This window comes from Lacinutrix cladophorae, assembly GCF_053604645.1.
This window is the reverse complement of sequence record NZ_JBSHNR010000110.1, coordinates 229,719-253,061: the sequence shown is the minus strand read 5'-3', so window position 1 is coordinate 253,061 and position 23,343 is coordinate 229,719. Positions and strand designations below refer to the sequence as shown.

13 protein-coding genes and 1 tRNA gene are annotated in these 23,343 nt (G+C 33.4%); 7 read left to right on the top strand and 7 right to left on the bottom strand.

The features are described 5' to 3' along the window. Positions 1–46: 46 nt before the first annotated feature. Positions 47–119: transfer RNA gene (locus ACVC3Y_RS08440), tRNA-Gln, on the bottom strand. Between the two features lie 223 nt (positions 120–342). Between ACVC3Y_RS08440 and ACVC3Y_RS08435 the strand changes: the two genes are divergently transcribed. Further along, positions 343–3,651, top strand: a complete 3,309-nt coding sequence (locus ACVC3Y_RS08435) for a protein O-mannosyl-transferase family (protein ID WP_452226633.1) — start codon at positions 343–345, stop codon at positions 3,649–3,651. A 12-nt stretch (positions 3,652–3,663) separates the two neighbouring features. Continuing rightward, entirely contained in the window at positions 3,664–4,302 is a 639-nt protein-coding gene (locus tag ACVC3Y_RS08430) for a polysaccharide deacetylase family protein (RefSeq protein ID WP_303422655.1), read from the top strand. Here the strand turns inward: ACVC3Y_RS08430 and ACVC3Y_RS08425 are convergent, their stop codons facing one another. Together ACVC3Y_RS08425 and ACVC3Y_RS08420 are read right to left on the bottom strand one after the other, a co-directional pair. Continuing rightward, positions 4,303–4,596 (bottom strand): thioredoxin family protein, encoded by a 294-nt coding sequence (locus ACVC3Y_RS08425; RefSeq protein WP_303422658.1) that lies wholly within the window; start codon positions 4,594–4,596, stop codon positions 4,303–4,305. 73 nt (positions 4,597–4,669) lie between these two features. Beyond that, positions 4,670–5,962 (bottom strand): metallophosphoesterase, encoded by a 1,293-nt coding sequence (locus tag ACVC3Y_RS08420; protein ID WP_303422661.1) that lies wholly within the window; start codon positions 5,960–5,962, stop codon positions 4,670–4,672. Between the two features lie 198 nt (positions 5,963–6,160). Between ACVC3Y_RS08420 and ACVC3Y_RS08415 the strand changes: the two genes are divergently transcribed. Together ACVC3Y_RS08415 and ACVC3Y_RS08410 are read left to right on the top strand one after the other, a co-directional pair. Next, positions 6,161–7,825 carry an MFS transporter gene (locus ACVC3Y_RS08415; protein WP_303422664.1) on the top strand — a complete coding sequence of 555 codons (1,665 nt, stop codon included), beginning with the start codon at positions 6,161–6,163 and terminating at the stop codon, positions 7,823–7,825. 123 nt (positions 7,826–7,948) lie between these two features. Next, positions 7,949–8,563 carry a response regulator gene (locus ACVC3Y_RS08410; protein WP_303422666.1) on the top strand — a complete coding sequence of 205 codons (615 nt, stop codon included), beginning with the start codon at positions 7,949–7,951 and terminating at the stop codon, positions 8,561–8,563. On the opposite strand, the gene ACVC3Y_RS08405 is transcribed toward ACVC3Y_RS08410, so the two are convergent. Next, positions 8,552–10,489: a histidine kinase dimerization/phosphoacceptor domain -containing protein gene (locus ACVC3Y_RS08405; protein WP_452226632.1), complete on the bottom strand. Its 1,938-nt coding sequence runs from the start codon at positions 10,487–10,489 to the stop codon at positions 8,552–8,554. The two genes, ACVC3Y_RS08410 and ACVC3Y_RS08405, sit on opposite strands and share 12 nt — an antisense overlap. Before the next feature lie 355 nt (positions 10,490–10,844). Between ACVC3Y_RS08405 and ACVC3Y_RS08400 the strand changes: the two genes are divergently transcribed. Further along, entirely contained in the window at positions 10,845–13,748 is a 2,904-nt protein-coding gene (locus ACVC3Y_RS08400) for a T9SS type A sorting domain-containing protein (RefSeq protein WP_452226631.1), read from the top strand. A gap of 65 nt (positions 13,749–13,813) precedes the next feature. On the opposite strand, the gene ACVC3Y_RS08395 is transcribed toward ACVC3Y_RS08400, so the two are convergent. Both ACVC3Y_RS08395 and cphA read right to left on the bottom strand, forming a co-directional pair. Next, a complete protein-coding gene (locus ACVC3Y_RS08395; protein ID WP_452226630.1) occupies positions 13,814–15,223 on the bottom strand; it encodes an aldehyde dehydrogenase family protein in 1,410 nt (469 codons plus the stop codon). After that, on the bottom strand, positions 15,223–17,865 hold the full coding sequence (gene cphA / locus ACVC3Y_RS08390) for a cyanophycin synthetase (protein ID WP_452226629.1): 2,643 nt from the start codon (positions 17,863–17,865) through the stop codon (positions 15,223–15,225). The genes ACVC3Y_RS08395 and cphA overlap by 1 nt, the downstream gene beginning before the upstream one ends. A gap of 103 nt (positions 17,866–17,968) precedes the next feature. Between cphA and ACVC3Y_RS08385 the strand changes: the two genes are divergently transcribed. Then, positions 17,969–18,829, top strand: a complete 861-nt coding sequence (locus ACVC3Y_RS08385) for a cyanophycinase (RefSeq protein ID WP_303422682.1) — start codon at positions 17,969–17,971, stop codon at positions 18,827–18,829. 274 nt (positions 18,830–19,103) lie between these two features. Here the strand turns inward: ACVC3Y_RS08385 and ACVC3Y_RS08380 are convergent, their stop codons facing one another. Further along, positions 19,104–20,033: an isoaspartyl peptidase/L-asparaginase family protein gene (locus ACVC3Y_RS08380; protein ID WP_452226628.1), complete on the bottom strand. Its 930-nt coding sequence runs from the start codon at positions 20,031–20,033 to the stop codon at positions 19,104–19,106. Between the two features lie 230 nt (positions 20,034–20,263). Here ACVC3Y_RS08380 and polA point away from each other — a divergent pair, with 230 nt between their 5' ends. Then, a complete protein-coding gene (gene polA / locus ACVC3Y_RS08375; protein ID WP_452226627.1) occupies positions 20,264–23,113 on the top strand; it encodes a DNA polymerase I in 2,850 nt (949 codons plus the stop codon). The last annotated feature ends 230 nt before the right edge of the window (positions 23,114–23,343 follow it).

The window sequence follows — 23,343 nt, the reverse complement described above, 5'->3', positions numbered from 1 at the left end:
CAAAAAAATCCTTACTTATTTAAAGTAAGGATTAATTTAATTAATGTTGGCCCACTAGGGCTCGAACCTAGACTCTTCTGCACCAAAAACAGACGTGTTGCCAGTTACACCATGGGCCAATATCTCAAAACGAGATTGCAAATTTAACACAAAGTTTTATTTGAGCAAACTTTTTTAAAGAAAAAAAATTAAAATTTCATCTTTCTTTTAAAACACTAATATAACCGATATTTCACTTCTGTAATTTAGCCCATAATCTTTAGCAATTTAGTTATGAAAACCTTAAAATCTATGCTCATTTCATATTTATTATTAAATTCGCCATGTTAACAAGATAGATACATGAAACAATTCAATTTTAAAAAATGGAACACCATTTTAGGCTGGTTTTCTTTTTTAATAGCTTTAATAACATATAGCCTAACTGTTGAGCCTACAGTTAGTTTTTGGGATGCTGGCGAATACATTTTAACTGCTTCAAAATTACAAGTAGGACATCCTCCTGGAGCGCCACTATTTCAAATGCTTGGTGCTTTTTTCTCGATATTTGCTTTAGAACCTTCACAAATTGGATTACTAATGAATATGATGAGTGCTGTATCTAGTGCTTTTACTATTTTATTTATGTTCTGGACCATTAGTCTTCTACTAAAAAAACTAGTTGCTAATAATACCGAGTTAAGCAAAAATCAATCTGTAGCTATTTTAGGTTCTGCTCTTGTTGGTAGTTTAGCTTTCACATTTACAGATTCTTTTTGGTTTAACGCTGTAGAAACAGAAGTGTATGCTATGGCTACTTTAATTATGTCTATTTTATTTTGGCTAGGCTTACGCTGGGAACAAGAAATGGATGCTCCTAGAGGTAACCGCTGGCTAATTTTAATTGCTTTTACAATTGGGCTTTCATTTGGTGTACACTTTATGGGGTTACTTACTATTCCTGCAATCGGGCTTATTTACTATTTTAAAAACTTCAAAGAAATTACTGTCAAAAGTTTTATAGTTGCTAACATTGTTACTGTTGCAATTCTTCTTTTTATATTTAAACTTTTAGCACCTAACATCTTAAGATTCTTTAGTGTTTTAGAAATTTTCTTTGTGAACTCAATCGGTCTTCCTTTTAATTCTGGATCTATTATTGCCGCATTACTTTTAATTGCATTAGTTTATTTTGGATTACAATACACCAGAAAGAAAAATTACAAGCATTTAAATACAGGTATTTTATGCTTGACATTTATAGTTATTGGTTTTTCTTCTTGGACCATGCTTCCTATTCGAGCTAATGCAAATGTGGTTATTAACGAAAATAACCCCTCTAGTGCTAGAGAACTATTAGCCTATTATAACTTAGAACAATATCCAGAAACACACTTGTTTTATGGTCCACAATTTACAGATCAATATTCTGGTTTAGATACAATTGAACCTTACGTAGACGACAAACCTAAATACGAAAAAGACTTAGCAAAGGGAGAATATGTAATTGTAAACGATTACAAAAAAGCGAAGCAAAACTATAATCATGAGCACGCTTCTATTCTGCCAAGAATGTGGAGTGCAGAAAATGCAGAAAACTACTTAATGTTTACTGGTATTTTAGATTTTAAACTAAAACCAGAATACCAATTAGAAAATGAATTGCGTAAATCTATTTCAGATTTTCGATCAGATTTATCTCAAGGGTTAATTGATTATGAAGATTACAATAATTTTTTAAAGCAATTTGGCCCACAATATCTTGACATTGAAAAACCTTCCTTAATGAGCAACATTGTTTACATGTTTGAATATCAATTAGGTTACATGTATTGGCGTTATTTTATGTGGAATTTCACAGGAAGACAAGATGATATGCAAGGCGAATATGACAACCATGGAAACTGGATTAGTGGTATTAATTTTATCGACTCTTGGCACTTAGATCAATCGCAAGAAAACCTACCTGGAGACATTAAAAACAATAAGGCTAGAAACACGTATTACTTCTTTCCATTAATTCTTGGGTTAATTGGCTTGTTCTTTCTTTTTAATAAAGACAAAAAATTATTTTGGACCATGCTTGTGTTCTTCCTTTTTACAGGATTAGCAATTCAAGTATACACTAATGTAAGACCATTTGAACCTCGTGAACGAGACTACTCTGTAGTTGGATCATTCTATGTATTTGCTTTATGGATTGGTTTTGGCGTTTATGCAATTTATGATGCGCTCAAAAAGTATGCATCCTCAAAAATGCTAGCCCCAGGAATCACATTGATTTGCTTAATTTTAGTTCCAGGAATTTTAGCCGCAAACAATTGGGATGATCATGACAGATCCGGAAAATATACAGCTAAAGCAATGGCCAAGATGTACTTAGACTCTTGTGATGAAAATGCTATTCTATTCTCTATTGGAGATAATGATACTTTTGCGCTTTGGTATGCACAAGAAATTGAAGGTTACAGAACAGATGTTCGTGTGGTTAACACCAGTCTTTTTCAAACCGATTGGTATATAGACCAAATGAAACGTAAAGCCTATGAGAGTGACCCAATTCCATCACATTTTACACACGACCAATACAAACATGGTACTCGAGATTATGTGATGAAAAGACAAATTTCTCAAGACACTATGATGATTAAAGATTTTTTAGATTTTATTGGAAGTGAAAACCCAAAAACTAAATTTAAATATATTTTACAACAACAACAAGAAAACCCTAATGATTACCCAAGTCAATTAGTAAACTCAAATTATTTCCCTGTAGAAGATGTTGTTATTCCCGTAAACAAAGAGAATGCTTTAAAACATGGAATTGTAAAAGCGAAGGACGCTGAAAAAATTGAAGATCATATTCAAATTAAAATTACAGATGGTGCACTTTATAAAAACCGTCTTTTAATGCTAGATATTGTTGCCTACAACGATTGGAAAAGACCTATTTACTTTACTGGCGGTGCTTTTGCTGAAGATGATTACATCTGGATGAAAGATTACCTTCAATTAGATGGTATGTGCTATAAATTAACACCTATTAAAACTCCTGTAGACAGAGCAAACCCTTTTGACATGGGAAGAGTAGATAGTGAAAAAATGTATAACATTGTTAAAAAATGGGATTGGGGAAATAGCAACAGTCCAGACATTTATCATGACGTTGAAACTAGAACAAACTCCATTACCTATAGAGGAAATCTAGCACGTTTAATAGAGCAATTTATAAACGAAGACAAACCAGATAAAGCCGAAGAAATTGCCGATTTAGCAATGGATAAAATGCCTGTAGATTATTTTGGTTACTATACCTTATTAGAACCTTATATAAGTGCTTATTATGAAGTTGATGCAAAAGAAAAAGCACGAAAACTCTTTAAAGATGTAAGTATTAAATACCAAGAAAACCTAACCTATTACAGTACTTTAGAGCAAAGTAAACAACGTGAATTAGGCGAACTTATTATTACAGATATTGAGCGCTATAAGGCACTTGTAGATGTTGTTTTAGATTATGATGATGAATTAGCAAAAACAGAAGCGAAAACCTTTACAAACTTCTTACAGCTGTTTGATCATTTCAACGCAGGAATTCCTGATGAAACGACAAGAAGACAAGAAGAAGACATAGATTTGCATCAAAAAGATACCGTTATAGCACCAGAATAAGATCTGGAAAACATGAATTTTACTCCTGTAAAAACACCTTTAATTGTTCAGAAGCTATTTTCTAAGTATACATGGAAAATAGCTTCTAATACTAAAGAAATTTACCTAACTTTTGATGATGGCCCAACACCAGAAATAACAAACTGGGTTTTAGACCTATTGAAACAGTACAATGCAAAAGCAACTTTTTTTTGTATTGGAAACAATATAGAAAAGCATCCCGAAATATTTCAAGACATAATAACGCAAGGTCACACCATAGGAAACCACACACACAATCATGTAAAAGGTTGGAAGACTTCGGTTATAGATTATTTAGAAAATGTACAACTTGCTCAAAATGTAATTCATTCTAAAATAAAATCTAACACCAAATTATTTCGTCCTCCATACGGACAAATAACACCAAAACAAGGAACAGCACTAATAAATATTGGATATAAAATAATTATGTGGACTGTACTATCTATAGATTGGGACAGCTCTATTTCTAGAAAAACAAGCTTAAAAAATGTGATCACAAAAGCTAAATCTGGAAATATTATTGTGTTTCATGATAGCATTAAAGCCTCCAAAAACATGCAATATGCATTACCTAAGGTATTAGAACATTTTAGTAAAAAAGGATATCTTTTTAAAAGTATTTCTTAATTAAACATACTCTTGAATTAAACCAATAAGTGTATCAGAATCTTGTTCTCCTGTTTGCCTCCATTTCATTTCGCCATTTTTGTAGATAATTAGAGTAGGCGAACTCTTCACTCGTAGTGCTTCTGCGAGTTCTTGATTTTTATGCACATCTATTTTAATCACTTTTGCCTTATCTCCAAGAGCAGCAGCTACATCACGCAATACTGCGTGCATATCATGAGATTGTTCATCAACTGCAAAAAAGTCTAATAGTACAGGGATTTCAACATCTATAAGTTCTCCAAATTTTGACATACGCAATAGTTTTTGGTAAAATATGGTATAGTAAAAATAACTATTTTATATTAAATATAACATTTATTGATAATTATGCACTAATTGTACCACGTTTTAATTCAATAACTGTAATTTCTGGCCAAATACCAACACGGCCTGGAAAAGCTAAAAAACCAAAACCTCTATTAATATACAGGTATTGTCCTGCTTCTTTATATAAACCTGCCCATTTAGGGTAGCGATATTTTACGGGACTCCATTTAAAATTTAAAAAAGGAATCTCGATACCAAATTGCATACCATGTGTGTGTCCAGATAAAGTTAAATGAATTTTCTTTTCAAAATCAATAATATTCGTTTCATCTAACACTTTATCCAACAAGTACCTGTCTGTTTTATTAACCTCAACTTCTTTAAAATCAAAGTGTGAAGGATCGTGAGATAATAAAATATTAAACCCATTATCTTCAACGTTTTTTGTTGCTTCTTTTAAGCTTCCTCTTTTTGGAAAATGCCTAGATGCTCCCCAATTTTCTACACCAAGAATATTAATTTTTTCACCCCCCTTTTCGATGGTTCGGCTTTCATTCAGCAATAAATCAAAACCAATTTGCTTATGTATCTCTCCTAATTTTCTATGGTTTTCTTCTATTTCTTCCTTTGTTTTATAAGCATAATAGCCATAATCATGGTTTCCTAAAACCGAAAACAATCCATCTTTTGCCTCTAGTTTATTAAAAGTATCTATCCAAGGATGCATTTCTTCCGCAACAGCGTTTACCAAATCTCCTGTAAATAAAATAGCATCACTTTGCTGCTCATTGATTAAATTAACAGCATATTCTATTTTCTCTTTATTATCAAAACTTCCAGAGTGAATATCGCTAATTTGAGTAATTTTATAACCATCAAAAGCTTCTGGCAAATCATCGAAAACAATTTGTTGTTTTATTACTTTAAAATTATATTTCCCTTTAAACACACCATAAACAAAACCAGCAAAAGGGATAGCTGCAACACCTAACGCTATTTGACTAATAAACTTTCTTCGAGAAGGGATAGCCTCTTTAAGACTACTATCGTGTTGAAAATAATTAAAAAGTGTTTGAAAAACCCTTAAAATATCTTCCAAAAAAAGAAAGGCAAACACAAAAAGTTTTGGAACTACAAAAGTTAAAAACAAAGCAATAGCATAACCTGTGTTTAAACTAAACCTACTCTCTTTTCCTGCAAAAGTAATTTGGTAAAAAAACACCGTACAAATTATAGCAAACAACACCCAAAAACCAATAAGAATCATTTTGTTTTTTGTTAATGTTCGTAAAGCAAAAAAAGTATACAGTTCTAGGATAAAAACTAGAAGAAAAGGAATTATAAATCGCATTTTAGTTTATTAAGTCTTGCAAAGATAATTTATATAAAAATGAAATCTACTTAAGAACGTGTTAATAAACCTTGTTATATTTTAATTTTAAAGACTAAAATCGGCAATAAATAACCATACAAAAACAATACATACCATAGAAATCAGGAATTTTAAAACTTATTTTAATTACATTTAGCCAACTAATTAATTAAACATATGAATAATCAAAACAACAAATCGGCATTAACAACCTTAGTTACAGTATTCTTTTTCTGGGGATTTATAGCTGCTTCTAATGGTGTATTTATACCTTTTTGTAAAACCTATTTTAATATTGACCAATTTCAATCGCAATTAGTAGATTTTGCTTTTTATGGTGCATATTATTTAGGCGCATTATTCTTATTTGTTTTATCTAGTTCTATAAAAAAAGACATACTAAATTCTTGGGGTTATAAGAATGGTATTGTTTATGGATTACTCCTTTCAGCTGTTGGTGCTTTTGTAATGTTTCCTGCAACTTTGGGAGCCGAACAAGGTCAAACACAAATTTTTTATTTTGTTTTAATTGCTCTATTTATTGTTGGGTTAGGTTTTTCGTTACAACAAACAGCTGCTAACCCATTTGCAATTGCTCTTGGTGATCCAGAAACAGGATCTCACAGACTTAATTTAGCAGGAGGAATAAACTCTTTTGGAACTACCATTGGACCAATTGTAGTGGCATTTATAATTTTTGGTTCGGCACCATTATCTGGTGAAGAATTAACTACTATGATTAAAAATAACGAAATTAAACTAACTACAATTCAAGGGCTATATATGGGTGTAGGGTTATTGTTTTTAGCTGCAGCAGCTTTATTTCATTTTTCAAAAAAACTACCTGCTTTAAAATCGGAAACCGCTTTTGAACCTGCTAATAAAGCGAAAAATACTCTTCTCGTTTTAACGATAATAATCATTGCTTGTTTTGGATATATTTTTAGCACTTACACAAGTGGGGAAGTATCTTCGGAAACTTTAGAACACAAAAGATTAATATTATTAATAATTGCTTTATTGGCTGTTATTGGAAGTCTTGTTTTTGCATACTCAAGTTCTTCAAAAAAAGCTGAAGGTTGGGGAGCAATGAAATACCCACAACTTGTATTAGGCATGCTGGCTATCTTTACCTACGTTGGAGTAGAAGTTACAATAGGTAGTAATTTAGGCGAATTATTAAAACAAGCAATACATGGAACAAGCTTAAACGCATTAGGCTTACCAACATTAAATGATGGACAATTAGCGCCTTACATTTCTCTATACTGGGGAGGATTAATGGTTGGCCGTTGGGTTGGTGCTATAACAGTTTTTAACCCTAGTAAAGGACTAAAAAAAGCTTTATTAATTATAATACCTTACATCGCTTTTGGAGTCATTCTACTAGTTAACTTTGGCAAATACTCGCTAGATCAAATTTTCTTTTTTGCGATTTGCATTGCGGTACAAATTGTTGGTTTCTTTTTAGCCAAAGACAATCCTGTAAAAACATTAAAACTATTTAGCCTTTTTGGCGTTATTGCTATATTAATAGGTTTGTTTTCTTCAGGTAATATTGCATTATTTGCTTTCTTATCTGGCGGATTATTTTGCTCTATCATGTGGCCTTGCATTTTTACACTTAGTATTGCTGGCTTAGGGAAATACACATCGCAAGGTTCTGCATTTTTAATTATGATGATTCTTGGTGGCGCTATTATTCCACCGCTACAAGGTAAACTGGCAGATGTTTTTAATATTCAATCTTCGTATTGGATTGCTGCATTATGTTTTGCTTATTTATTATTTTATGCATTTAGAACAAAAACGGTTTTAGATAAACAGGGTGTTACATATTAATAATTTAATTTAAAAAAACTAAATAACTGGTTTTGATATTTTTACATAGAAATTATTTATAAATTACAAATAACTTTAGTTTCCATTTTTATAAATTTACATTAAAATTGAAATAGAATTTGTATGCCAGCTATTCGAATATTAATTATTGAAGATGACCCTATTATTGCTGAAGATATTAAGGACATGCTTACAAGTGTAAACTATCAAATTTCTGGTATCGCTTACGATATGGAAGAAGCATTACATTGCATTGAAAAAACAAAACCAGATGTTGTTTTATTAGATATAAATTTAGAAGGAAATTATGAAGGTTTCCAAATTGCAGAACATATTAATAAAACCCGTAAAATTCCTTTTCTTTATTTAACATCTTACTCTGGAAAAGAAATAATAAATCAAGCTAAACAAACTTTGCCAATGGGCTACATTGTAAAGCCATTTAATGAGCAAGAATTATTTACAAGTATTGAAATTGCTTTTTATAATTTTTCAAAATTTATTCTTCCTTTAAAACTGGATAGAGAAGTCATTAATAAACTAGTTACAACGCCACTAACACAAAAAGAGTTTGATGTTTTAAAAGGAATATATGATGGTAAAAACAACCAACAATTAGCAGACGATCAATTTATAAGTATCAATACCATAAAAACACATGTTAAAAATATTTACGAAAAACTAAATACGCATACACGTCTGGAAACTATAAACTTATTAAATAACTTACTTCGTTAACTTTTTAGGAATCTTTAATACCACTTCCGTACCGTTTTTGTTATCTATTTTTAGAGTAGCTTTTAATTTTTGAACAAACGATTTAATTAATCGTTGCCCAAATGTTTCTGTTGATTTTTCTAAGGTAATTGCTTCATTAATACCAACGCCATTATCTTTAACGGATAACTCATAAGTGTTAGCATATTCATTCATTACAATTTTAATTTCAGGTTTTGCATCTATTTCGCCTTCAAAAGCATGCTTTAGAGAATTGGTTATTAATTCATTCACAATTAAACCTATAGGCACAACAGATTCAATCTCCATGTCTATTTCTTTTGCTTGAATAGTAACTTGTATTTCCTTTTCTGCTTTTTTGTACGAGTTTAATATACTATTTACAAGCTCTTCGAAATACTCTTGAATATTTACTAAAGTTAAATCTTTACCTGCATACAAATTTTTGTGTAAAATCGCCATAGACTGCACTCGATTTCTTCCATTTTGTAATACTTCAAAAGCTTTTTCATCATTTACATATTTAGATTGTAGATTAAGTAAACTAGAAATCATTTGTAAATTATTTTTTACACGATGATGCGTTTCATGCAATAGTAATTCGCGATCTTTTAGTGCTTTGGTAATAATTTGATTTTTTGTTTTTATTTTATCATACATTTTATAAAGACTAAACACTGCAATGGTTAGTAACAACAACACAATAAAAGTACCAATAGATATTGTTCTTGTTCTAGAAAATTTAGCTTCAGAAACTTCCTTCTCTTTATTTAACAATTCTATTTTAACATCTTGTTTTTGTTTTTTATATAAGGCCTCTTTTTCTGCTATAATTTCAATAGACTCGTTAGAGTAAATAGAATCACTAATCTTTTTATAAGACTTAAAATCGATTAAAGCTTCTTTATAATTTCCACTTTTCTCATAAGCTTCCGATAATAGCTGATATGCCGTTTGTTGTTGGTATAGTGATTCATGCTCGTCATATTTAAACACATCTTTTAAATGAGAAATCGCCTGGGGATACTTTTTTAATTTAATAAGAATGTCACCCATATTTAATTTAGACTCACATAAATTATAGGTACTGCTTAAGTTTTCTCTAATTTTCAATGCTTTAAAATGTTCTGAATACGCTTCTTCTAATCTACCTTGCTCCTGACGTAAAAGCCCTAAAAAGTCATGATGAAACCCCATTTCTCGTAGTGTAGGAAATACTTTATTGAGTTCTTTTTGTTTCATTAAATGCATTTCTGCTTTATCAAATTCGCCTAATTTAGTAAACAACAAACCCAAATTAGCATTGGTTCCCGCCATTCCGGAGCTATCTTGTAACGTTACGAACTGCTGCAATGCTTTTAGATATTGTTCTTTACTTTTTTCTAACTGATCTATATTCATATAAAAACCAGCCAACGAATTATTAATTCTAGCTTTTTGCTCGGCAGTTCCAATACTATCGTAAATTTTAGCAGCTTCAATTAAATGGTTTTGAGAAACCACATTATTACCTAAATACATATTTAAGGTACCTATAAAATGTCCACTAGTTGCAATATCTAAAGCGTCTTTATGCGTTTTAGAATAATTATAAATATTTTGATAATAGTTAAGCGCTGTAGCATAATCCCCATGCCATCTACTGCTTGCAGCAAAAATGTAATTATTACGTCTTATTTCAATACTATCTTTTTCTAGAATAAATTCACTTTGTAACTGGTTGGCTATTTTTTTTGCCAATTCAGGATCGCGTTGCACTAAATATTCTCCCAATACAAAGAGAGCTTCTTTTTTTTCTTTTTTAATGGTGCTTGTATTAATTACAGATTGCAAACTATCCTGGTAGCCATCTGGTTTTGCATCTTGCGCATAAGACAAGAAACAAGTTAGCATACAAGAATAAAAGAGTATTAAGGAAAATTTCATTTGCTTTTAATCATTAGGACACAAAAGTACAACATCTTGTTTTCTAAAAAATCACCCATTAGGATGAAAAAACATTCTTAATAAAATACGAATTTTACAACATCGAAAAACGAACATTCAGAAACTAAATTTATGCTATGCTATAAACAAGTTATAAAACATGAAGATGCTATTAATCGAAATGGTTGAAGTGAATTTAACTATTTTTTAAAGAAGAAAGCTACTTAAAACAGTGGCTTTCTTTTAAAAAAACACCAGCTATACAAAATACATAACCAACTATACAATAAGGAGTAAATCTACTTCACAAAAATATATAAACAACTTATATTTAGCACTTTTAAAACACTAAACCATGAAAAAACTATACTTTTTATTAAGCACCATACTAATAACACAATTTGCAGTTTCTCAGCCTGCAAATGACGATTGCGCTAATGCAGAATTTATAAACGTTACAACCGATTTTACTGCTGTTAATTTTGAGATTAGTACCGCAGTAATTAATAACGAGGTTGGATGCGATGGAGATACAGCAGCTGATTTTGCAGATATTTGGTATGATTTCAATATGCCTATAAATGGAAATATATTCATTGACGGAACAAGTTCGTGGAATCGTTTTGCACTTTATGATACTTGTGGCGGCACACAAATACAATGTGGTACTGCCGATGAACTGTATTCTGGTTTAACAGCGGGAACAAATTATAAATTACGTGTTTATAGAACAGCAGCTCTAGCAACCAACACTTCCTACTTAAACTTTTCAATAAAAGCATATCCAGAAGTAGCAAACGACGATTGCGCTTCTGCACAAACACTAACCGTTACTACAGAGGAAACTATTGTTAATTTTGAAATTGGCGGTGCAACCGTAAATAATGAAGAAGGGTGCACGGGAACGACAAGTGATTATATAGATATTTGGTATGATTTTAACATGCCTGTTAACGGAAACTTATTTATTGCAGGAACAACTTCATGGAATAGTTTCGCACTTTATGATACTTGTGGTGGCACACAAATACAATGTGGCTCTTCCGACGAACTGTATTCTGGTTTAACAGCGGGAACAAATTACAAATTACGCCTTTTTAGAACGGTTGCACTTGCAGACAACACCTACTTAAATTTTTCTATAAAAGCATACCCTGAAGTAGCAAACGACGATTGCGCTTCCGCAGAAAATATTACCGTAACAACAGAGGAAACTATTGTAGATTTTGAAATTGGTGGTGCAACCATAAATAATGAAGAAGGATGTGCTGGAACGACAAATGACTATGTAGATCTTTGGTATGATTTTAACATGCCTGTTAACGGAAACGTATTTATTGCAGGAACTAGTACTTGGAACAACTTTGCATTATATGATACTTGTGGTGGTACGCAAATACAATGTGGTTCTTCCGATGAACTGTATTCTGGTTTAACAGCGGGAACAAATTATAAATTACGCCTTTTTAGAACCGTTGCACTTGCAGACAACACCTACTTAAATTTTTCTATAAAAGCATACCCTGAAGCAACAAATGACGATTGTGCTTCTGCCGAAAACATTACCATAACCACAGAGGAAACTACTGTCGATTTTGAAATTGGAGGGGCAACCATAAATAATGAAGAAGGATGTATTGGAACGACAAGTGACTATGTAGATATTTGGTACGATTTTAACATGCCTTTTAACGGAAACGTATTTGTTGCAGGAGCAAGTACCTGGAACAACTTTGCTCTATATGATGCTTGTGGTGGTACACAAATACAATGTGGTTCTTCCGATGAATTATATTCTAGTTTAACAGCGGGAGCAAATTATAAATTACGCCTTTATAGAACTGTTGCGCTTGCAGACAATACCTACTTAAGTTTTTCTATAAAAGCATATCCGGAAGCATTAAACGACGATTGTGCTTCTGCACAAACATTAACCGTTACTACAGAGGAAACTACTGTCGATTTTGAAATTGCAGGGGCAACCATAAATAATGAAGAAGGATGTACAGGAACGACAAATGACTATGTAGATATTTGGTATGATTTTACTATGCCAGTAAACGGGAATTTATATATTGAAGGAGCCATTAACTGGAATAACTTTGCTCTATATGATGCTTGTGGTGGCACACAAATACATTGTGGATCTACTAACGAATTAATTGGAAACCTAAGCTCAGGAACAAACTACAAACTTCGTGTATTTAGAACTATAGCCAATGCAGAGAACAATTACTTAGCATTTACTATACAGGCATACGAAAATGTAACCAACGACGATTGCGCTTCCGCGGAAGACATTACCGTAACAACAACAGAAACTACCATAGATTTCGAAATTGGAGGAGCAACCATAAACAACGAAGTTGGTTGCACTGGAGCCGTAGATGACTATGTAGATATTTGGTACAATTTCACCATGCCTGTAAACGGAAACCTTTATGTAGATGCAAGTATCAATTGGAACCAATTAGCGCTTTATGATTCTTGCGGAGGCACACAAATTCAATGTGATGATACCAACCAACTTTTTACAGGATTAAGCGCTACAGTAGATTATAAATTGAGACTTTTTAGAACAGAAAATAGCGCAGATAACACCTACCGAAGCTTTACTATTCAAGCATTCGAAATAATTAATAACGACGATTGCGCTTCTGCAGAAAACATTATTGTTACCGAAACACCAACTACTGTAAACTTCGGTATTGGTGGCGCCACTATTAATAATGAAATAGGCTGCACTGGAACTACCGCTCAAGATTACGCAGATGTTTGGTATGATTTCACAATGCCAATTGACGGTTATATACTTATTGACGGTAATATAGGATGGAATAACTTTGCACTTTACGATGCCTGTAATGGAAATGAATTAGGTTGTTTTTCTAATGAAGGTACTATTGCAGGATTAACAAACGGAACTGAATACAAGCTTCGTGTTTTTAGAACCTTAGCTCTTGCAGACAATGAATCTTATAAAAACTTTACCATTCAAAGCACAAAAACATTAAGTACAAACATATCTTCTTTAGAGAATACTATACATGTATATCCTAATCCCGCAGATACTGTAATTACTATTTCTAATATCAATAACACTTCTATTTCTTCTATTGAGTTATTTAATATGCTAGGAAAAAAAGTACTTAAAACAAAATCGGAAACGATAGATGTTAGTAGTTTTCAAATAGGAATCTATCTACTAAAAATAGAAACCGAAAAAGGACAAGTAACCAAAAGGATTGTCATTCAATAAAATATTAAAGACGCTATTAATCGGAAAAAAGAGGTAATTAGGTAACTAATACGCCTCTTTTTTATTTAAAACCACTTTAGTGTTACGTCTATAATTTTTTGCTTAAAACTAGTGTAAGGCGGAAATAATAATTCAATAGAACCTTTGGTATGTTGCTTTAATACCGAACGCATATTAGAAAACTCTTGGAAGCCAAAAACACCATGTGCTTTACCAATCCCGCTATTATTACTCCCTCCAAAAGGTAAATTATGGTTTGAGTATTGCAGCACATTATTATTAATAGCTGTACTTCCTGCTCTTGTATTTTTTATAGCGTGATTTATATTTTTCTTGCTTTTACTATATATGTAAAGTGCCAAAGGTTTTTCTTTAGCATTAATATAGTCTATTGCTTCGTCTAGAATTGTATATGTTTTTATAGGAAGAATAGGCCCAAAAATCTCGTCTTGCAAAAGGGAAGCATCTTCTGGTAAATTGGAAATTATTGTAGGCGCAATAAAATTATCTTCAGAAGCTATTTGCCCACCAATTTCAAAAGTTGCATTATTCGACCTTGCATTCTCTAAATGTGCTTCTAAACGTTTAAAATGTTTCACATTAACAATACGACAAAGCGAATCGGAAGCCGAAGTATCTTCGGTAAAAAACGACTTTAATTGCTCCCTTAATTCAGCTACAAAATTATCTTTTACAGATTCTTGTATTAAAATATAATCTGGAGCAATACAGGTTTGTCCACTATTTACAAATTTCCCCCAAGCAATTCTTTTTGCAGCAGTTTTTAAGTTTGCGGTTTCGTCTATAATGGTTGGTGATTTACCACCAAGCTCTAAAGTCACGGAAGACAAGTGTGATGAAGCAGATTTCATTACTATTTTTCCAACCTGTGGAGATCCAGTAAAAAAGATATGGTTAAATGGTAGTTTTAATAATTCGGTAGAAACGTCGACCTCTCCTTCTACCAAAGCAATTTCATTTTCATTAAAAAGTGCAGCAACAATCTCGGCCATAACAGCAGAGATATGTGGTGTCATTTCACTAGGCTTAATAATTACGGTATTACCTGCAGCAATAGCAGAAACCAACGGTCCGAAAGTTAAGTTTAGTGGAAAATTCCAAGGCGAAATAAGCAAACAAACCCCTTTTGGCTCGTATACATACCAAGAAGAAGACCCAATTAAAGCCATTGGCGTATCCACTTTTTGGTGTTTCATCCAAGATTTCAAGTTGCTCTTCGCGAATTTAATTTCTCCAAGAACAGGATAAATTTCTGTTAAATCGGTTTCGGCAAAAGGTTTTTTAAAATCGGCATGCAAAGCCAAACGAATTTTATCTTTATACGTAACCTCAATAGCCTTTTTTAAGGCATTTAACTTTTTAATACGTTGCATATAGGTTGTATTTCCTATATTAAATTGATTCGCTTTTTGTTTATTAAATACATCTGAAAATCTATTCGCCGTATCCTTCATTAATCTGCATAGTTTAGTTCGCCATTAGCCTCTTGTTCTTTAAACTTTTTTACCAATTCTAAAGCATCCGGAATCACATCACTACACAAAATAATTAGCGAACCTTTTACTGCGTTTTTAACCGCAAATTTAATCGCTTCTTTTTCCGACGGAATGATGGTTGTTTTCTTATTCGGATCTTTCATTTTAATACCATCATCTAGCATTTTAATAAGTTCTTCTTCTGTTTTTCCGCGTAAGCGTTTGTCTTGACGAATAATTATTTCATCAAACATTTCGGCAGCAATACTACCCATTTCATTATTATCTTCTACTCTTCTATCTCCAATTCCTGCAATAATTCCAACTTTTACAGTAGCATCTAGCTCGTCTGTAAACTTTTGTAAAGCACGCATTCCTGCTGGATTATGTGCATAATCTAATAGGATTGAAAAATTATTGAATTCGAATAAATTTAAACGTCCAGGTGTTTGTGAAGCCGAAGGTATAAAAGTTTCTAATGCTGCTTTCATATCTTCAATACTAATGCCTTGTACATGGGCAGCAAGTACAGCTCCTAGTACATTTTGAATCATAAATTTTGCTTTCCCACCATAGGTTAATGGAATATTTACTGCTTCCATGATGCGCATTTTCCATTCGCCTCTACAAATAGTAACCCAACCATTTTCGTAAATCGCAGTGATTCCATTTAAGCGTTGTAAAGCTTTAATTCTTGGATTGTTTTCATCCATAGAAAACAAGGCCACATTACAATTTACATTGCGTCGCATATCGTAAACCAAATCGTCATCTGCATTTAAAATGGCATAGCCATCTGGTAAAACGGTTTCTGGGATTACCGCTTTTACTTTAGCTAATTGCTCGATGGTATGAATACCTTTTAAGCCTAAATGATCTGCAGCTACATTAGTTACTACCGCAACATCACACTTTTTAAAACCTAATCCGGCGCGAAGCAATCCACCTCTTGCACATTCTAAAACGGCAAAGTTTACAGTAGGATCTTTTAATACAAATTCTGCACTTGCAGGACCTGTACAATCCCCGGTCATGAGTAATCTATTTTGTATGTATACACCATCACTTGTGGTATAGCCAACACGATGACCGTTCATCTTCGCAATATGCGCAATTAATCTTGTTGTTGTCGTTTTTCCATTGGTTCCAGATGTAGCAATAATTGGAATACGTCCAGTATCTCCTTTCTGTGGAAATAATTTATCAATTACAGGAGCAGCAACATTTCTTGGCAATCCAGAGGTTGGTGCTAAATGCATTCTAAATCCTGGACCAGCATTTACTTCTAAAACAGCACCACCAGTTTCGGATAAAGGTTTTGTAATATCTGTGGTCATAATATCAATTCCACAAATATCTAAATCTATAATTTTAGAAATACGTTCTGCCATACTTACGTTTGCAGGATGAATAATATCTGTAATATCTTCAGCTGTTCCACCTGTGCTTAGGTTTGCTGTATCTTTTAAGATAAGTCTTTCCTCTGCTGGCAAAACCGATTCTAAAGTATATCCAGCATCTTTTATAATGGTTTGTGTGAGCTCGTTGGTAGTAATTTTGGTTAATACATTTTCATGTCCAAAACCACGACGCGGATCGCTATTTACTTTGTCTATTAATTCTTGAACCGTTGATTTTCCATCACCAATAACATGCGCAGGAGTTCTAATAGCTCCAGCAACCAAAACATTATTTATAACTAGTAATCTATAATCTTCACCAACAATAAATTTTTCGACAATTATCGCACCACTTTTAGAGCTATCTTTTGCATGATGAAAAGCAGTTAAAGCATCTTCATAATTATTAATATTTACTGTAATACCACGACCGTGATTTCCATCTATAGGCTTAATCACTAATGGATAACCAACATATTTACAGGCTTCTTCTAAACTACGCTCGCGTCTAATAATATCACCTCGAGGCACTTCTACCTCAGCTTGTTCTAACAAGTATTTTGTATCTTCTTTATCGCATGCTAATTCCACACCAATACTACTTGTTTCACTAGTTACAGTGGCCTGAATACGTTTTTGATTCGCACCATACCCTAATTGGCAAAGGGAGTATTTATTTAAGCGTATCCAAGGAATTCCTCGTGCTTCAGCTTCTTCCACAATTGACCCTGTACTAGGACCTAATCTTTCCGACTCTCTCAGCTCGCGCATTTCTTGAATATCTTCTGTTAAATCATACGTTTCGCCAGCAATTAATGCTTCGCAAATTCGTACTGCAGATTTTGCAGCAAATCGCCCAACAGATTCTTCAATATAGGAAAACACAACGCTATAGACACCTTCTTCTCCATATCCCCTAGTTCTTCCAAAACCAGTATCCATTCCTGCTAAGGTTTGTATTTCTAAAGCAATATGCTCAATAATATGTCCCATCCAAGTACCTTCATCTACTCGCATAAAAAAACCACCTTCGCAACCTTCCGAACATCGATGCGAATACATACTAGGAAACATGGCTTTTAATCTTTCTGGAAATCCATCTATTTTATTCGATGGCAATTCTTCCATTTCTTCAAGATCTAAAACCATTACAATTAATTTGTGACGTCTTACAGACCAGTAGTTTGGCCCTCTCATGGCGTTAATTTCGCGTATCTTCATGCAAGGTTAGGTTTAAGTTAGTTTATGTGAAAGATTATAAATATATACAAATTCTGCAAAAAATTAGTCTATTTTTGCACTTTAAAATTTTAAGGAAAAATAGATGCATCGATTTAACGGAACGTTAATTCCTATTGGAGGAAATGAAGATAAAGGTATTGAAGAAAACGAAATGTATACCCTCGAATTTATTGACGAAGGTATTTTATTTCATGTAGTTAAAGAGGCTGGAGGAATAGATGCAAATATTGTTGTTATACCTACAGCATCTAGTATTCCTGTTGAAGTAGGCGAAAATTACATGGAAGCCTTTACCACTTTAGGTTGTAAAAATGTAACTATACTGGATATAAGAAGTAAAGAAGATTCTGAAAAACAAGACGCTATACATTTAATACAAAACGCAAATTGCGTAATGTTTTCTGGTGGCGATCAATCTAAAATCACTGATAAAATTGGAGGCACAACCATACACACTATTTTAACAGAACGCTACAAAAACGAAAAAGGTTTTGTAATTGCAGGCACCAGTGCGGGAGCCATGATGATGTCTAACGAAATGATTGCTGGAGGAAGCGCATCGGAAGCATTTATTAAAGGTGCGGTAACCATGTACAAGGGACTGGCTTTAATTCCGGAATTAATTATTGACACTCATTTTATTAAACGAGGTCGTTTTGGTCGTGTGTCGGAAGCCGTTGCACAATTCCCAAAACTTGTAGGTATTGGTTTAGCAGAGGACACAGGATTAATTATTAAAAACGGTAGACTACGAGTAATTGGCTCTGGAATGGTAATTGTTTTTGATGGTAGAAAAATAAAACACAACAACCACAAGCGTTTAAAAGAAGGCACACCAATGTCTTTAACCAATTTAAAAACACACATTTTATCTAATGGTGACCGTTTTAACATTAAAAACAAAAAGGTAAAAGTATTACCTATTGAAGCACCTTTTATCTGAACTCCAACACTTGTAGAAGCTTAATGTTTTTTTGGGCGTTACCTAAAGGTCGCGCTTTCCGCTTTATCTTTTTTAAGAAAAATAAAAAAGGATGTCGCTGCAATCCCTAACGCAAACCACCTCGTCTTTAATTTTACTTATTGGTTCTCGATACAAAATTGTAAAAAAACAATTTCACTCGAACTGACAATAAAACTAAATTAGCATCTTACTTGTCACTTCGAGTGCTCTGCCAAGCATGAGCAAACAGTATCGAGAAGTCAATAATAATGTATTATTTATAAATAGAAACTTCCTCTTGACCAGTAGAAGATTTACTAGCACGATACATACCTTCGGTATTAAAAGGCATTGCAATATTCCCTTTGGCATCTACAGCAATAAGACCACCATCACCTTTTATTTCTAGAATACGTTTGTTTATTACTTCGTTAGATGCGTCTTCTAAACTCATTTCTTTATGTTCCATTAAACAGGCAACATCATAAGCAACCACACCACGAATAAAAAACTCTCCACTTCCTGTACAGGAAATTGCACACGTTTTATTATTCGCATAATTACCAGCACCAATCATAGGGCTATCTCCTACTCTTCCCCATTTTTTATTGGTCATTCCTCCTGTAGAAGTTGCTGCTGCAATATTACCATCCTTATCACATGCAACAGCACCAACAGTTCCAAATTTAGAATCTTTCTTCTTCGCATGATCTAACTGAAAACTATCGGTATCTTTAATTTCTACCCACTGTTTATGTCTAAATGCATCGTAAAAATACGAGGCATCTTCAATAGTGTAATCTAGCTCTTTTGCAAACTGCATTGCTCCTGCTCCTGCCAGAAAAACATGCTCACTTTTTTCCATAACATCACGAGCCAATGCAACCGGATTTTTAATTCCAGTAATTAAACTTACTGCTCCTGCATTTAAAGTTTTTCCATCCATAATAGACGCATCCATTTCATGAGATTCGGTTGCTGTAAAGACGGACCCTTTTCCTGCATTAAATAATGGTGAATCTTCTAAAACAACAACTGCTTTTTCTACAGCTTCAGTTGCTGTACCATTATTTTCTAACACCTTATATCCTGCATCTAAAGCTAATTGTAAAGCGGCTTTATATTTCGCTTCCAATGCTGGTGTCATCATTCCTTTTACTAAAGTTCCTGCCCCACCATGAATGGCAATTGAAAATGTATTCATTAGTATTCTTTTTATACTTCAAAGATACACTTTGCTACTGAAAACTAAACACGCCTTTATGTCTAAAAAAAACAAAATATTTACTAAAAATCACACATGGACTTTCCTTTTAGTATCCATGGAGTAAGCATAATGCTATTTATAGGTTCGAAAAAAAGAAAGTGTCCTTTTAAAATTCTACAGGTCTAATAACTTTTTCGTAGCTTTGAAATCCTTTCAAAATATTTACCATGTCACAACAAAAACGCCTATTTCTTGTAGATGCTTACGCTTTAATCTTTAGAGGGTATTATGCCTTTATTAAAAACCCAAGAATCAATTCTAAAGGCGAAGACACTTCTGCTATTATGGGATTTATGAACTCGCTTTTAGACGTTATTAAACGAGAAAGACCAGACCATTTAGCCGTATGTTTTGATAAAGGCGGAAGTGCAGATCGTGTAGAAATGTTTGAAGCATACAAAGCCAATAGAGACGCTACTCCAGAAGGTATAAAAACTGCTGTTCCATATATTTATGAAATTTTAAAAGCCATGCATATTCCAATCATGGTAAAAGAAGGTTTTGAAGCAGATGATGTGATTGGAACCTTAGCAAAAAAAGCCGAAAAAGAAGGCTACCAAACCTTTATGGTTACTCCAGATAAGGATTTTGCGCAATTGGTTTCCGAAAATATATTTATGTATCGACCTGTTTTTGGTGGTGGTTATGAAACTTGGGGAATACCAGAAGTCCAAAAGAAATTTGAGGTTACAGATCCGTTACAAGTGATTGATTTTTTAGGAATGATGGGAGATGCCAGCGATAATATTCCAGGGCTTCCTGGAGTTGGAGAAAAAACAGCCAAGAAATTCCTAGCTGCTTATGGTAGTATGGAAAACCTTTTTGCAAATTCGCACGAGCTTAAAGGAAAAATGAAAGAAAAAGTAGAAGCCAATCAAGAATTAGGATTGCTTTCTAAAAAATTAGCAACCATCATGCTAGATGTTCCTGTGGAGTTTGATGCTAAGGATTTTGAAATGTCGGAACCAGATATTCCTAAAGTGACCGAAATTTTTCAGGAATTAGAATTTAGACGTTTAATCGATAATTTCTTAAAAACATTTTCAGCGGAAGCAATTGCTACGCCTACCGAAATAGTTTCCAAAAAAGAAGCACCAAAAGTAACACCAAAAGAAGCAGAAAATGCTGGAGCTGGGCAATTCTCTTTATTTGGAGGCGAACCAAATTCCGCGGAAGCGAAAACAGAAACCAATGCATTTGTACGTAAAACCGCAGAAACAGCCTCGCATTTTTATCAAAGTATAGCGCCAGGAATGGCTACCAAGCTATTTATTAAAAACTTAATGAACCAAACTAGCGTGTGTTTTGATACCGAAACCACAGGCTTAAATCCCTTAACCGCCGAACTGGTAGGTATTTCATTTTCTTGGGAAACCGGTAAAGGGTTCTACATTCCATTTCCAGAAGAAAGAGAAGAAGCACAAGCTATCATCGAATTATTACGATGCTTTTTTGAAGCAGAAAACATTCAGAAAATTGGTCAGAATTTAAAATACGATATCAAAGTACTTGCAAAATATAACATACAAGTAAAAGGACAACTGTTTGACACCATGTTAGCACATTATTTAATTAATCCAGATATGCGACATAATATGGATGTGCTGGCAGAAACCTACCTGAATTACACGCCAATTTCGATTACCGAATTGATTGGCAAAAAAGGCAAAAACCAATTGTCTATGCGTGAGGTTCCCTTAGACAAGCAAACCGAATATGCTGTAGAAGACGCAGATATTACGTTACAGTTAAAAGAGCATTTTGAAAAAGAATTAGGAGAGGCCAACACACAAAAATTATTTGACGACATAGAAGTGCCTTTACTACGCGTTTTGGCTGCTATGGAATTAGAAGGTATTAATCTAGATGTTCCTTTTTTAAATTCGCTTTCGGAAGACTTAAACAAAGACATTGAAACCTTAGTTTCTAAAATTTATGAGGTTGCTGGCGAAGCATTTAATATTGCCTCACCAAAGCAATTAGGAATCGTTTTATTTGAAAAACTAAAACTGGTAGATAAGCCTAAAAAAACAAAAACAGGACAGTACAAAACGGGAGAAGATATTTTATCTGCTTTAGCCAAAGACCACGAAATTATTAGAAATATATTAGAGTATCGCGGTTTAGCAAAACTAAAAAGCACCTATGTAGACGCTTTACCTTTACAGGTAGAAGAAGCTACAGGAAGAGTACATACCGATTATATGCAAACCGTTGCTGCAACAGGACGTTTAAGTAGCAACAACCCAAACTTACAGAATATTCCTATTCGTACCGAACGTGGTCGCCAAGTACGAAAAGCATTTATACCACGCAGTGAAGAATACACCTTATTAGCTGCCGATTATAGCCAGATAGAACTACGTATTATTGCTGCGCTTAGTAAAGAAGAAACCATGATAGAAGCTTTTAAAAACGGAGAGGATATTCATGCCTCTACAGCTTCTAGGGTTTTTGGTGTTCCTCTTGAAGAAGTTACCAGAGAACAACGTAGCAATGCAAAAACAGTAAACTTCGGGATTATTTATGGCGTTTCTGCTTTTGGGTTGAGTAACCAAACCGATTTATCACGTGGGGAAGCCAAAGAACTTATTGATACTTATTATGAAACCTACCCGAAACTAAAAAAATACATGAGTGCTCAGGTAGATTTTGCTAGAGATCATGGGTATGTAAAAACGGTTTTAGACAGAAGACGTTATCTAAAAGATATTCATTCTAGAAACGCTATGGTACGTAGTGCTGCCGAGCGAAATGCGGTAAATGCACCAATTCAAGGTAGTGCTGCAGATATTATTAAAATTGCCATGATTAATATTTATAACAAATTAGAGGCTGGTAATTATAAAACTAAAATGCTATTACAGGTACATGATGAATTGGTGTTTGATGTGTACAAACCCGAACTGGAAGCAATGACTGCTTTAATTAAAACCGAAATGGAAAATGCATTTGTAATGGATGTGCCTTTGGATGTGGAGGTGGATACTGGGCTGAATTGGCTGGAGGCGCATTAATTTAATAGTTTGGGCGTTACCCGAAAAAGGGTCAGGCTATTTGTTACAAGTCCTCGTTCGTGCCTCACTGTGGGCTTTCCACTACTATCCTTAACGCAAATAAATATGAATGAATAATTTTAAAACAATAAACTAAGTTATATTTCTTATAAACATGAATTCTCTGAGGGTAAAACAGCAACGAAATGAGAATAATAAGAGAATTTGCAAGATTCTTTGATGAGATAACC